Source organism: Streptomyces sp. NPDC046821, assembly GCF_040645335.1.
In the GTDB taxonomy this organism is placed as follows: Bacteria; Actinomycetota; Actinomycetes; order Streptomycetales; family Streptomycetaceae; genus Streptomyces.
Genome location: NZ_JBEYYB010000002.1, coordinates 559,347 through 573,407 on the forward strand (window position 1 = coordinate 559,347; position 14,061 = coordinate 573,407).

Here is a 14,061-nt window from a genome sequence, read left to right on the forward strand (position 1 = left end):
CTCTGCGCTGCGGTCCATTTCCGGGACCGCAGCGCTCCGGCCGGCTGGAGGCTGAGCCTCGTCGGCCTACGCCGTCTCGTCCGCCTCAGCGATCGCCTTCGCGTCGATCGCCGCCAGGGACCGCCGTACCTGGTTCCGGTCAGTCGTGTACCAGAAGTCGGGCATCGAGTTCCGCAGATAGCTGCCATAGCGGGCGGTTGCGATGCGCGGGTCGAGGATCGCGACCACGCCTCGGTCCCCGGTCGCCCGTACGAGGCGGCCGGCGCCCTGAGCCATCAGCAACGCCGCGTGCGTTGCCGCGACCGCCATGAAGCCGTTGCCTCCGGCGTCCTCGACGGCCTTCTGGCGGGCGCTCATCAGGGGGTCGTCGGGCCGTGGGAACGGGATCTTGTCCATGACGACGAGCTGGCAGCTCGAGCCCGGGACGTCCACGCCCTGCCACAGGGAGAGCGTGCCGAACAGGCAGGTCTTCGGGTCGGCCGCGAACCCCTTGATCAGTTCGCCGAGGGTCTCTTCGCCCTGGAGCAGGATCGGGAACTCGGGGAGCCTCGTCCGCAGCTCCTCCGCTGCGGCCTGCGCGGCCCTCATCGACGAGAAGAGGCCCAGCGTGCGGCCGCCCGCGGCCTGCATCAGCTCGGCCAGCTCGTCCATCATGTCCGTCCGGGTGCCCTCACGCGCGGGGCGCGCGAGGTGCTTGGCGACGTAGATGATGCCCTGCTTGCGGTAGTCGAAGGGCGAGCCGACGTCGACGCCCTTCCACTGCGGGAGGTCGTCTCCTTGGGCGCCTTCGGGACCGAGGCCCAGCGACGCGCCCACTCCATTGAAGTCGCCGCCGAGCTTCAGTGTGGCCGAGGTCAGGACGACTGAGCGGTCCGTGAAGAGCTTCTCCCTCAGCAGGCCCGACACGGACATGGGGGCCACGCGCAGCGAGGCGCCGAAGCGGTCGTGGCGCTCGTACCAGACGACGTCCCACTCGGAGCCGTTCGTGATGCGCTCCGCGACGTCGTGGATCGTCTCCACGGAAGCGAGGGCCTGCTTACGGACCGCGTCCTCGTCCTGGACCGACTTGTCACGGGTGGCGCCGATGGCCGAGATGACGGTCCTGGCGGCGTCTCGCAGGGCCATCAGCGCGTAGCCGAGGTCCTCGGGAATCTCTTCCAGGCGGCCAGGTAGCGCGAGCTCCATGAGCCGTTCGAAGCCCTCGGCGGCGGTCTGGAGCTGGTCGGCCGCCTTCTCGTTGACGAGCTTGGCCGCTCGTCGCACCGCGCGGTTCACCTGGCCCGGCGTGAGCTCGCCGGTCGCCACGCCGGTGACACGGGAGACCAGCTCGTGCGCCTCGTCCACGATCAGCACTTCGTGCGAGGGGAGAACCGGCGCTCCTTCGATGGCGTCGATCGCGAGGAGCGCGTGGTTCGTGACGATCACCTCGGCGAGCTTGGCCCGCTCGCGCGCGGCTTCGGCGAAGCACTCCTGACCGTAGGCGCACTTACTGGCGCCCAGGCACTCCCGCGAGGAGACGGACACCTGGGACCAGGCCCGGTCGGAGACTCCGGGGGTGAGGTCGTCCCGGTCGCCCGTCTCCGTCTCGTCCGCCCAGTCCCGCATCCGCAGCAGGTCCTGGCCCAGCTTGCTGGTCGGTGCGGCCGCCTCGAACTGGTCGAAGAGCCCCTCGTCCTCTTCCTGCGGCACGCCCTCGTGGAGGCGGTGCAGGCACAGATAGTTCGACCGGCCCTTGAGCATGGCGAACTGGGGGCGCCGGCGCAGCAGGGGGTGCAGCGCGTCGACCGTGCGCGGCAGGTCGCGCTCGACGAGCTGGCGCTGGAGAGCGAGCGTGGCCGTCGCGACCACGACCCGCTCGCCGTGCGCCAGCGCGGGCACGAGGTAGCCGAGGGACTTACCGGTGCCCGTGCCTGCCTGAATGAGCAGGTGGGAACCGTCGTCGATCGCCTCGGCGATGTTCTCGGCCATGGTCACCTGGCCAGGGCGCTCCGTACCACCGACGGCGGCGACGGCGGCGTGCAGGAGCTCGGGGAGGGCGGCGCGCGGGGAAGCAGTCATAGCTCGACCACCCTACGGGGCACCACTGACAATCCCGCTCTCAAGGCTGGTGGAGTGGGTTGGCCACCGTGCCGTGCACGGCCGCGTGCGGACGCTCGGGCCGGTCACGGTAGCCGTCCAGATGCAGCCGGTTCCGGTTCAGGCAGAGTCGCTCGATACGAGGGGTGAGCAGGTCGAACATCTCGTACCGCTCCTTGAGCTCGGGGAAGCGCGCCTGGTAGCGCAGGATCTCGGCGCGCAGCAGGGACCAGAACGTGTCCTCCGTGACGCCGAGCTGTTCCTCGCACAGAGGTGCCAGGTATCGGAACACTCCGATGAACAGCCCCGAGTGGATGAACTGTGTGAGGAAGGCGGGTTCCTCGGTGAGCAGGATCTCGCGTACGTCCTGTGGCATGTGGTCGTGTTCGGGCAGCGGTACGGCGCTCAGGTTCACGTCGTCCACGAAGTCCTTCACCGCGAGCCGTACCGGCACGTCGTGATCGTCGAAGACGACGATGGCGTTCTCTCCGTGCGGGGAGAACACCGTTCCGTAGCGGAAGAGGAAGTGCAGGAGCGGGGGCAGCAGGGCCGCGAAGAGGTGGCGTAGCCACACCTCCGGGGTCAGGCCCGAGCGGGCGACCAGCTCTGCGGTGAAGGCCCGTCCGTGCGGGTCGACGTGGAGGAGGGAGGCCAGTGTGCGGGCCCGTTCACCGGGCGCCAGGTACCGGGACACGGGTTCGCGCCAGATGGCGCCCAGCAACTCCTTGTACTGGTACGGCACTTCTTCGAGGCCGTCGTACAGAGGGTGCTCGACCGTGACTGAAGCCACCTCTCCCAGGAGGATGACGCCGCAGTCGTCCTTCAAGAAGGGGTCGGCTTCGCGCAGGGCGTGCATCCAGGCGGTCACGGAGGGGGCCGCGAGCGTGCGCTCTGTGGGCAGCCCCCGCCACACAAGGGTGTTGAGCACGGAGAGCGGGAGCTTCACCGTGTGGCGGTCAGGGCGCGACATGTTGAGGAACGTACGGATGGACTGCTGCGGAAGACGCAGGTCACCGTCGGTCGGGAGCGGCACGATCTCGTCGTTCGCCAGGGAACCGGCGAAGAGCGGCAGCACGATGTGGTTCCACTGCCAGGGGTGGACGGGGAGGTACAGGTAGGACTCGGGAGCGAGGCCACGCGCGCGTAGTGCGTCGGCAAAGGAGTCCCGCGTCTCCGGGGAGAGCTCGCGGTCGTAGAGGTGGCGCGCGGTCGCCAGCTCCGTGACGCCTCGGTACGTGGCGAGCTTCGTGTGGACGGCGATCCACGGGAGCGCCGCGCGCGTGCGGCCCTCGGGGGCCCAGCGCGCGGTGTCGGTCGCGGAGAAACCCATACGGCCCTTGTTGAGAACGAGCCACGGGTGGCCCGTCTGGTGCCCTTCGAGCTCCGCGTATCCGAGGTCGGCAAGCTCGGCCGAGGCGAGGGCAGTGTGGTCGAGACGGGCGTCGGCAGCGAGGGTGACGGACAGCTCGCGGATGAGGTGCCCCAGCGTGGCGCCGTCGAGATCGAGGACGTGTTTGGCGCGGAGGAGGAAGGTGAGGGGGTCGGTGAAGGGTTCCGGCTGGCTGGTCGCGGCGCCTTGGCCTTCCGGCGTCCGGGAGTCCGCCGGCCGGCCGGCGATCCACTCGATGCTGTCCGGATCGACCAGCCAGCTGCCGTACGCGGCCCGGCGCGCCCTGAATCGGAAGGCGCTGCCGGGCGGCCTGTGAGCACCCTCGACGGAGAGGGTGTAGAGGTCCAGTTCTGGTTCCGGAACCGGATTTGATTCCTGCTCCGGGTCTGATTCGGGCTCCGGGTTCGATCCCGGCTCCGCCTCCGGCTCGCTCACACGTTTCGGTTCGATGATCTCCTCGTACGCGAACTCGCCGATCATCTTCGCCAGCAGCCGGGCTGCGGCGCGCTCCCAGTTTTCACGGGTGAGTTCCGATGGGTCGTACAGCGCGGGAGACGCTTCGGAAGTCTGGGGCGCGGACGCATTCGGCACATGGACTCCTCGGGTCGGGAACCTGATCGGGATGAGCGGTGTACTAAAAGTGCCGGGCTCAGAGCAGAGCGCGCAGGGCCCGGTCTCTGACCATGAGTGCCGCTCGCTTTTCGGGGAGGTCCACTTCGGCGGAAAGGCGGAAACCAGCACTCAAGAAGGCGGATACGGAGGGGGTGTTACGAAGGTCCGGCTCTGCTACGACGCGGGCGCAGGGCGGACGGTGATCGAGTACGAGGTCGGCGACGGCCCTGAGCAGGTTTGTGCCGAGTCCTCGGCCGCGGTTGGCGACACCACCGATGAGGAGGTGAACACCGGTGTCGTGCGGGCGGGCGGGGTAGTGGCGGGCCAAAGGGTCGAGGTCGGCGCGGTAGATCTCCCAGTAGCTCATCGGCGTGCCGTCCAGCACTCCGAGGCAGGGGACGCTGCGTCCGTCGCCGTCGAGTTGGGGGCGGAGATGGTTTTCCGTGACGGCCTGTGGGCCTTCGAGTTCCCAGAAGGCCGCTACGGCGGGGTCGTTCATCCAGCGGGTGATCAGCGGTAGGTCCCGTTCCATACGGACGGGGACCAGTTGGAAGACGCCGGAGGGTGTGGTGGCCGGTCCCCATGCTCCGACGTTGTCCAGCAGGTCGTCGTCGGTGCGGTTCGTCGAGGTGCCGCCGGGTGCGTGCGCTCGCGTGTCTACGCCGGTGTGCCCGTAGCCGTAACCGTACGCATCGGAGCGTGTCCCGTGGGCGTGTCCCACGGGGCCGTTGCCCTGATCGCCGGCTCCACCCTGCTCGGCGATCAGGTCGAGGAGTTCGTCGGGCAGGCGGAGGTCCAGGGTGTCGGCGACGTCCGCGCCGACGCCGGGGGTCTCTGCGTCACCTGTCTCGGTGCCGGCCGTGCTGCTGGCGGCGGCCATGTCTGCGGCACGAGTGGGTCCGGCGAGTTCGCCGGCGTTCGGGGCCGGGGCGGTGCTCTCGTCGGTGGCGGTGTAGGTGAAGGGGGTGTTGGGCGAGACTCCGGCGCCGGTGCGCGCGTCGGTGGATGACACGGCGACGTTCCTCTCAGGGGATGGGGTGGGTCATGTACCTCAGGAATGAAGGGGGTTGGCGATGGTGACGTAGACGGACTGAGTGTCGACGGGTCCGACGAGTTCGTCGAGTCCGTGCAGACGGGTGAGGAGGTTGGCCTTGCACCGCAGGGTCGGGGAGTCGAGGAGGTGACCCGGCAGCGGGCTGCGGAGCGGGTCCGGGCCGGATGCGACGTCGGCGAGGAACCCGCGGAAGGCGGCGAGCAACAGGCGTTCGTCCGCGAGCTGTTGGGAGCCGAAGGCGCCGATGAGGCCGAGGACGTTGTTGATGCCGAGGTAGTAGGCGAAGCGCTCGTCGGTGACGTCGTCGGACACGAACGTGTCGCTCCGGGTGCCGATTCCGGGCAGCCTGCTGTTCAGTTCGGCTCGCCGGGACTCACGGAAGTAGTAGCCCTGGTTGTCGCGGAAGCGGCCGCCGATGGGCCACCCCTCGGCGTCGAGCAGCAGCAGGGTGTTCTGCTGGTGGGCTTCCAGAGCGACGCCCGCGGTGCTGTCCAGCCAGAGCACGGGGCGTACGACGTGTTCGAGGTACCGCAGGAACCACTCGGCGGCGACGGCTCCGCGTGGGCGTCCGGTGCGGTCGGCGAGGCGGGTGACGGTCTCGGCGAGTCGGGAGCGCATGACTCGTGGGTCGCCGTGACCGTTGGGCGTGGCGAGGGGCCTCGGAGACACGAAGCCGGCGATGCAGGCCGCGTCGTCGCCGGATGCGAAGGGGTTGTTCCGGATCATCACGTCCAGGCCGAGTACCGGTTCTCCGTCCAGGTCGTTGACGGCGAGCCAGGCGGGGTCCCGGACGATGTCGAAGCCGGGGTGAGCGGCCTGCCACTGCTCGAAGAGGCCTGTGCGGAGGAGGCGGTGGACCTCTACGCCTCGGTGGAGTTCCTTACGGAGGTTTTCACGACGGGAGTTGGTGATACGCAGGCCGAGCGAGAGCTTCAGCATGGCTGGGGCGTCGGGTTGGTACAGGGTACGAACGGAGGAGGTGGGGTACCACGGCGCGCCGTGGGCGCCGAGGTCACGCAGGAGACCGGCGTCGAGGAGGGCGGCGGTCTGGGGGCGGTGCTTGAGTTCGCGGACCTGCCAAGGGTGCAGGGGCAGCGCGGCGTGGCCGTCAGGGAGGGGCAGGCTCGCTCCGGCGAGTTGGCGGGCGATCTGGTCGGCCGGGAGGGGACGGCCTCGCTGGGTCCAGGCCGAGTCCATCGCGAGTACGGACCGGTTCACCGCCATCCAGTGCACGGGAAAGGATCCCTGCAACTCCGGTGAGTAGAGGCGGGATTCGGCCTCGGACAGGCCCTCGCGGCTCTTCGGGGTGGGGTGCAGGGGGTGACCGAGTACGAGGGACTGTTCGGCGGCCAGGAAGTGGTCGGCGGTGTCGGCCGGGTTCCTGCGGCGGTGGGCGATGAAGTCGGCGGTGCGTCTGACCGAGTCCGCGACTCGCCCGACGAGGTCGGCGCCGTCGCCGGAGACGCCGGCGTGGGTGGGCGGGGTCTCGGGGGCGTCGGTTGGCATACGGGCCTCGGTTGCTACGCGGGCTTCGGTCGTCTTCCGAGGGGCTGCGGTCGCGGTGCCGGCGTGAGGGCCGACAGCATCCTGGCTGACGCCAACGGGACGTGCGACCAGCTGGCTGCCGCCAAGGGGGCCCCCGACCAGCTGGCCGCCTCCAACGGGACCCGCGACCAGCTGGCTGTGGCCACCGGGAGCCGGATCCTGTCCGGCGCCGCCCAGAGGCCCCGCGCCCAGTCGGCTGTCGCCGCCGGAAGACGGGTCCGGGAAGGCGCCGCCATGGGGCTCCGCCACCGCGTGGATCTCCCCCACCAGACCGGCGGCGCCCTGCTCACCAGCCCCCGGGCCCCCCTCCTCGCGGCTGAGGAGGGCGGCGACTGTCACGGCGTCTACGCAGGGGGCTCCGAGGGGGCCGTTGTGCAGGTAGGGCATACCGAACCGGTGCCAGCCGGTCGGGGACCAGTAATGGACAGGAACGAGGAGGGCGGTGCCGCTTGCGGGCAGAGGAACACGCAGAGTGCCGTGTTGGGGTTCGGCCAGGCCGTTCTCCCGCACCCAGCAGCGGAGCAGGTTCTCGACGGCTGCGGCCTGGGCGGCCGTGCCGGGGTCGGGATGCTCCAGCAGGTCGGCGGTGGAGCCGTGCAGTTGCTCGGCCGCCTGACTGCCGCCCGTCTGCCGGGGGACCGTCCCGCGTTCCGGGGCAAGCTGGGGCTGCGTTTCGCAGGCTCCGCCCGCCTGGGGGCGGAGGCAGTCTTCGGGTGCGGGGGTGGCGTTCAAGGGGGCTTCCTTGTGGGGTTGTTGACTCCGTGATGCGGTGGTCCGGGCTGTCCGGTGTGCCGCTGCTGGCCGTGGTGATCGGTGTCGTGGCGATCCTGACCCGCCAGGTGTGGGGCCCTCGGGCGGCACCGGGTCCGGCGGGGTTACGCGCGGTGCTTGCGGGCGGCTTCGGTCAGGGCGTCGGCGAGGCGCTCGACGACCGCGGCGGCCTGTTCGTCGGTGATCGTCAGCGGCGGCAGCAGGCGTACGACGCTGGAGTAGCGCCCGCCGAGTTCGACGATCAGGCCCCGGTGTAGGCATTCGCGCTGCACGGCGGTGGCCAGTTCGGGCGCGGGAGACAGAGGGCTCAGGTCCGAGCTGCCGGGGCGGTCCGGGTCCCGAGGAGTGTCCACGTCGACCAGTTCGACGCCGATCATCAGGCCGCGGCCGCGTACTTCGCCGATGCAGGGATGTTCGGCGGCGAGGCCCTGGAGCTGGCTGATCATGCGGGCTCCCAGGAGGGCGGCGCGTTCGGCGAGGCCGTTCTCGCGGACGTAGGCGAGGGTCGCGGCGCCGGCGGCCATGGCGAGCTGGTTGCCGCGGAATGTGCCGGCGTGGGCGCCGGGCTCCCAGACGTCGAGGTCGTCGCGGTACACGACGACGGCCAGGGGGAGGCTGCCGCCGATCGCCTTGGACAGCACCATGACGTCGGGTACCACGCCGCTGTGTTCGACGGCCCAGAAGGCTCCGGTCCTGCCGACGCCGGTCTGGACCTCGTCGGCGATCAGGGGGATGGAGCGAGCCGCGGTGAGTTCGCGCATCCGCTGCATCCACGTGTCGGGCGCGGGGATCACGCCGCCTTCCCCCTGGACAGGTTCGAGGATCATGCCAGCCGGGAGCCGTACGCCCGACTTGGGGTCGTCGATGAGGGATTCGGTCCAGCGTGCGGAGAGTTCGGCGCCCTGCTCGCCGCCGATTCCGAAGGGGCAGCGGTAGTCCTGCGGATAGGGAAGGCGCGTGACGTTCACGTCCTCCGCCCCACCGGACACTTCGAGCGCGCCCGAGGTCATGCCGTGGTAGGCGCCGGTGAAGGCGAGCAGTCCGTTGCGGCCGGTGGCGGTGCGGACGAGTTTGAGAGCGGCCTCGACGGCGTCGGTCCCGGCCGGTCCGCAGAACTGGATGCGGGCCCGCTCCGCGAGTCCGGCGGGCAGCGTCCGGAAGAGTTCCGTGGTGAAGGCGTCCTTCACGGGAGTGGCCAGATCGAGTACGTGCAGCGGGGCACCGGAGTCGAGGACTCTCCGGATCGCTTCGAGTACGACGGGGTGGTTGTGTCCGAGGGCGAGGGTGCCCGCGCCGGAGAGGCAGTCGAGGTAGCGGCGGCCGTCGGCCCCCTCGATCGTCAGCCCGCGTGCCCGTACTGGCACGATCGGCAGGGCGCGCGCATAGGTGCGGGCCGCGGATTCGCGGGCGGACTGCCTCCGCAGGATCCCCTCTTGGGCCACGCTTTCACGGGCGGCGCCCCCCGCGGACACCGCCGCGGTCGCAGGCTCGGTGACGGCCACGACTCTTGGTCCTCCCGCTGGATCCCGTTGGATCCTGTCGAATTGTCCGTTTCTGGGGATCAGTTGACGTACGGGCGTCCGGCAGCCGGGGAGGAACCCCAGGGACAGAGCGGCGACAGCAGATCCCCCGTACGTACCAACGACGGTGATAGCAAGGGATCACGGGTCGGCCGAAAATCACCGCCGGGTGCAAGATCCCCGCCGTGACGGAACCGTTGCCGTTCCGTGCGGAGTCGCTCACAGGGCGCGCATAGGGTGGGGTGCCGTTCGACGGAGGTCGAGGGTTCGTTCGCGGGGTGGGGGCACGTCGGGTGCCGGACGTCGCGCGTGCGGTCCGCGATCGCCGGCGCCGACCAGGCAAGCCACCGAAGCCCAGGGGGATTCACGACATGCGACCCATACGTCCGCTCTCGACCGTTCAGCGCGGGAGGAGCGCACGCCGCAGAACGTCCCCCGTGGCGGCCACTCTCGCCGTCAGCGCGGTGCTCGCGCTCGCCGCCACCGCGTGCGGTCCCGGCGACGACAGCGCGGACCCGAAGCCCACCGCGTCCACGACACAGGCCGGCGGCGACAAGATCCAGATCCCGGGCGACCTCAAGGACCGGCTCAAGAAGCACGGTATCGATCTGGACAAGTGGAAGAAGGGCGAGTGGAAGAACTGGGACAAGGACAAGTGGCTGCGTGAGGCGCAGGACTACGTCAACCCCATCATCGACGGCCTGTGGGACCGGGACCGGATGCGGGACGCCGACAAGAACCCGGACAACCAGGTCGACGACAACGACATCTCGGGCGACCAGGGCGTGACGGACCCGACGCCGGTGCCGGTGAAGGCCGCGGCCGTCGGTACGCCGTACCACGAGAGCGCGCCGTACGCGGGCAAGCTCTTCTTCGACGGGCCCGAGGGGTCCATGGTGTGCTCGGCGACGGTCGTCACGGACCCCGCGCACCCGGGCAAGTCGGACATGGTGTGGACCGCGGGTCACTGCGTGCACGCCGGTAAGAACGGCGGCTGGTACCGCAACATCGCCTTCGTTCCCTCGTACAACGACGCGGGTCTGTCGGATGCGCAGTTGAAGAAGGCCACCCGGGAGCAGGTCGCCCCGTACGGCGTCTGGTGGGGCGAGTGGGCGCAGACCTCGGACCAGTGGATCGAGCAGGGCGGTCCGACGGGCGGCAAGGGTGCGCCGTACGACTTCGCGGTCATTCACGTCACTCCGGAGAAGGGCAGCGAGGGCAAGTCCCTCGAGGAGACGGTCGGTTCGGCGATGCCGGTCGATTTCAACGCTCCCGCGGTGCCCAAGATCGCGACGATGACGGCGAAGGGGTACCCGGCGGCGCCGCCGTACGACGGTCAGACGCTGTACCAGTGCGCCGACAAGCCGGGGCGGCTCTCGCTCGCGAAGGCCGACCCGACGATGTACCGCATCGGGTGCACCATGACCGGCGGTTCATCCGGGGGCGGCTGGATCGCGCAGGGTTCCAACGGCAAGCCCGCGCTGGTGTCGAACACGTCGATCGGCCCGGTGACGGCCGGCTGGCTCGCGGGTCCGCGCCTCGGCAAGGAGGCCAAGGGGATCTACGAGGCTGTCAGCAAGAAGTACGCCGGTCAGTAGGGGCGGTAAGGCGACAGCTGACGGCGGCGGGGCGACGAAATCTTCACCACCCCGCCGCCGTTGGTCCTCATCTCCACAGGCATAGTGGGGTGCTGCGTCCGGGGCCTCGCCAAGGGGCCGTTCCGGACCTGACAAGCTCATGACACGTTCGTTTCACCGGGGGGATTCGCACCATGCGTTCCACACGTCCGTCATCCACGCGCAGCCGGGGCCGTCGCACGGTTCTCGCCGCGACGGGGCTCGTCGCGGCACTGGCGTTCACCGCCACCGCCTGCGGTCCCGGCGACGACAACGCGAGTGACAAGGCCGGCGCCTCCGCTTCGCAGGGCGGCGGCAAGGGTTCCGACAGCCGGCTGCCCGGCGACCTCGCAGGTCAGCTCAAGAAGCACGGCATCGACCCGGACAAGTGGCAGCACGGTGCCTGGAAGAACTGGGACAAGAAGGACTGGCTGCGCGAGGCCAAGGACTTCGTCAACCCGGTCATCAAGGACCACTGGAAGCCCGACCGGATGAAGTCCGCGAAGGACCCGGACAAGACGATCGCCGCGAAGGACGCGACGAACGACCAGGGTGCGACGGACCCGGAGCCGCAGCCGGTCAAGGCCGTTCCCGAGAAGACGCCGTACCACCAGTACGCAGCGCCGGTCGGCAAGGTCTTCTTCGACTCCCCCGAAGGCTCGATGGTCTGCTCCGGCACCGTCGTGAAGGACCCCCGCAACCCGGGCAAGTCCAACCTCGTCTGGACCGCGGGCCACTGTGTGCACGCGGGCTCCGCGGGCGGCTGGTACCGCAACATCGCCTTCGTCCCGGCGTACAACGACCTCGGCAAGTCCGAGGCCCAGCTGCAGAACGCGGCTCCGCAGGAGATCGCCCCGTACGGCACCTTCTGGGCCGACTGGGCGTCGACGTCCAACGAGTGGATCAACACGGGCGCCGAGTCGGGCGGTGCGGGCGCTCCGTACGACTACGCCGTGCTGCACGTGAAGCCGGAGCAGGGCACGAAGTCCCTCGAAGAGACAGTCGGTAACGCGCTGCCGGTCGACTTCTCCGAGCCCGCTGTCCAGTCGGTCGGCAGCATGGGCGCGTGGGGCTACCCGGCCGCTCCCCCGTTCAACGGTCTGCTGATGCACAAGTGCATCGACCGTCCGGGCCGTCTGTCGCTGAGCCCCAACCAGCCGACGATGTACCGCATCGGCTGCACCATGACCGGTGGTTCGTCGGGCGGCGGCTGGTTCCGGGTCGTCGGCGGCAAGACCGAACTGGTCTCGAACACGTCGATCGGCCCGGCCGGCAACACCTGGCTGGCCGGACCGCAGCTGGGCCAGGGCGCCCACGAGCTCTTCGACGCGATGAGCGAGAAGTACGGCAGCCAGTAGCCGCCGGCTTCACCACACGAACCACACGAACGAGGGCCCGCCCCCAGCAACCTGGGGGCGGGCCCTCGCCGTCGGCATATCAATCCGGTACGCCGGCCAACCACCGCCGCCGAAACCAGACGGTCCGACGACAGCCGCCGAAGCCACACGGTCCGACGACGACCGCCCGAAAGCTCACGGACCGACGACAAATCGCCGGGAGCCCCACGTCCGACGACAAACCGCCCGGAGCCCCACCGTCCGACGACAAACCGCCCGGAGCCTGAGGCCTGAGCCTCAAACTCCGGGCGGCAACCGGTACGTCAGCCTGGCGGGGCACCCATCACGCCAGTTCCGGGCGCCGGGCGATGCGCCGGCCGGCGGCGACCATCACGCCCGTTCCGAGCGGCAGCCAGTACGCAAACTCCCGGCGGCACCCATCACGTCAGCTCCCGCCAGGCACCCATCAAGTCAGCTCCCGCCGGGCACCCAGCAAACAGCCCCCGGCGGGCAGCCGCACGTCAGCTCCCAGCCGCAGCCGGCAGGTAAGGCGCGAACTCCGCCGCCAGCTCCGCGTGGACCCGCGCCTTGAGCAGGGTGCCCTCCGCCACGTGCTCCTCGGAGATCACCTCACCGTCGGCGTGGGCGCGCGCGACCAACTGGCCGTGCGTGTACGGCACGAGCGCCTCGATCTCGACCGCCGGGCGCGGCAGTTCGTCGTCGATGATCTCGAGCAGCCGCTCGATGCCGAGGCCGCTGCGGGCCGACACCGCGATCGCTCGCTTCTCGACGCGCAGGAGGCGCTGGAGGACGAGCGGGTCGGCCGCGTCCGCCTTGTTGATCACCACGATCTCGGGCACCTTGGTGGCGCCCACGTCGCGGATCACCTCACGCACGGCGGCCAGCTGCTCCTCCGGCGCCGGGTGCGCACCGTCCACGACGTGCAGGATCAGGTCGGAGTCGCCGACCTCCTCCATCGTGGACCGGAACGCCTCGACGAGGTGGTGCGGCAGGTGCCGTACAAAACCGACCGTGTCGGCCAGTGTGTAGAGGCGGCCGCTGGGCGTCTCGGCCCTGCGGACGGTCGGGTCGAGGGTGGCGAACAGGGCGTTCTCCACCAGGACACCGGCGCCCGTCAGGCGGTTGAGCAGGGACGACTTGCCCGCGTTGGTGTAGCCGGCGATGGCGACCGACGGCACCTTGTTGCGTCGCCGCTCCTGGCGCTTGATCTCGCGGCCCGTCTTCATCTCCGCGATCTCACGGCGCATCTTCGCCATCTTCTCGCGGATCCGTCGCCGGTCCGTCTCGATCTTGGTCTCACCGGGACCACGGGTGGCCATGCCACCGCCGGAGCCGGAGGAGCCACCGCCACCCATCTGACGGGAGAGCGACTGACCCCAGCCGCGCAGTCGCGGCAGCATGTACTGCATCTGCGCGAGCGCGACCTGCGCCTTGCCCTCTCGGGACTTGGCGTGCTGGGCGAAGATGTCGAGGATCAGGGCGGTGCGGTCGACCACCTTGACCTTGACGACGTCCTCGAGGTGGATGAGCTGGCCGGGGCTGAGCTCACCGTCACACACGACGGTGTCGGCTCCGGTCTCGAGCACGATGTCGCGCAGTTCCTGGGCCTTGCCCGAGCCGATGTACGTCGCGGCGTCGGGCTTGTCCCGGCGCTGGATGACGCCGTCGAGCACAAGTGCGCCGGCGGTCTCGGCGAGGGCGGCCAGCTCCGCGAGGGAGTTCTCCGCGTCCTGGGCGGTTCCCGAGGTCCACACACCGACGAGTACGACGCGCTCCAGACGGAGCTGTCGGTACTCGACCTCGGTGACGTCCTCGAGCTCGGTGGAGAGGCCGGCGACGCGGCGCAGGGCCGCGCGCTCGGAGCGGTCGAACTGGTCGCCGTCCCGCTCTCCGTCGATCTCGTGGCTCCAGGCGACGTCCTCTTCCATCAGGGCATCGGCCCGAAGACCCTCGGGGTTGTTCTGCGCGAAGCTCTGCGCGTCCTGGGAAGGGGAAGAAGAGGAGGTCATTGGATCCTTACGTCGAGGTGATTCGGAATGTTTCGCGTGTCTGACGGTCCGCGCGTGACAGCGTGGTCCTTCGACCACCTCAACGTCCCGGACAGTCCGGAGATTCCCGG

The 14,061-nt window shown here is 69.9% G+C and carries 8 protein-coding genes; 2 read left to right on the forward strand and 6 right to left on the reverse strand.

The window, feature by feature from the left end; translation table 11 throughout:
• Positions 1–66 precede the first annotated feature (66 nt).
• From ABZ893_RS06020 to ABZ893_RS06040, 5 genes are all read right to left on the reverse strand, one after another.
• Positions 67–2,058, reverse strand: a complete 1,992-nt coding sequence (locus ABZ893_RS06020; protein WP_361397418.1) for an ATP-dependent DNA helicase — start codon at positions 2,056–2,058, stop codon at positions 67–69.
• 40 nt (positions 2,059–2,098) lie between these two features.
• A complete protein-coding gene (locus ABZ893_RS06025; RefSeq protein WP_361397421.1) occupies positions 2,099–4,057 on the reverse strand; it encodes an IucA/IucC family protein in 1,959 nt (652 codons plus the stop codon).
• Between the two features lie 58 nt (positions 4,058–4,115).
• The gene (locus tag ABZ893_RS06030) at positions 4,116–5,090 is read right to left on the reverse strand and encodes a GNAT family N-acetyltransferase (protein ID WP_361397424.1); all 975 of its coding nucleotides are present in this window, start codon (positions 5,088–5,090) and stop codon (positions 4,116–4,118) included.
• A 39-nt stretch (positions 5,091–5,129) separates the two neighbouring features.
• Complete coding sequence (locus ABZ893_RS06035; RefSeq protein WP_361397741.1) at positions 5,130–7,277, reverse strand: IucA/IucC family protein; 2,148 nt, start codon at positions 7,275–7,277, stop codon at positions 5,130–5,132.
• A 275-nt stretch (positions 7,278–7,552) separates the two neighbouring features.
• On the reverse strand, positions 7,553–8,920 hold the full coding sequence (locus tag ABZ893_RS06040) for a diaminobutyrate--2-oxoglutarate transaminase family protein (protein WP_361397744.1): 1,368 nt from the start codon (positions 8,918–8,920) through the stop codon (positions 7,553–7,555).
• 419 nt (positions 8,921–9,339) lie between these two features.
• Between ABZ893_RS06040 and ABZ893_RS06045 the strand changes: the two genes are divergently transcribed.
• Together ABZ893_RS06045 and ABZ893_RS06050 are read left to right on the forward strand one after the other, a co-directional pair.
• On the forward strand, positions 9,340–10,566 hold the full coding sequence (locus tag ABZ893_RS06045) for a hypothetical protein (protein WP_361397427.1): 1,227 nt from the start codon (positions 9,340–9,342) through the stop codon (positions 10,564–10,566).
• A gap of 173 nt (positions 10,567–10,739) precedes the next feature.
• Entirely contained in the window at positions 10,740–11,942 is a 1,203-nt protein-coding gene (locus tag ABZ893_RS06050; RefSeq protein ID WP_361397430.1) for a hypothetical protein, read from the forward strand.
• 500 nt (positions 11,943–12,442) lie between these two features.
• On the opposite strand, the gene hflX is transcribed toward ABZ893_RS06050, so the two are convergent.
• Positions 12,443–13,951 (reverse strand): GTPase HflX, encoded by a 1,509-nt coding sequence (gene hflX / locus ABZ893_RS06055; RefSeq protein WP_361397433.1) that lies wholly within the window; start codon positions 13,949–13,951, stop codon positions 12,443–12,445.
• Positions 13,952–14,061: the final 110 nt, after the last annotated feature.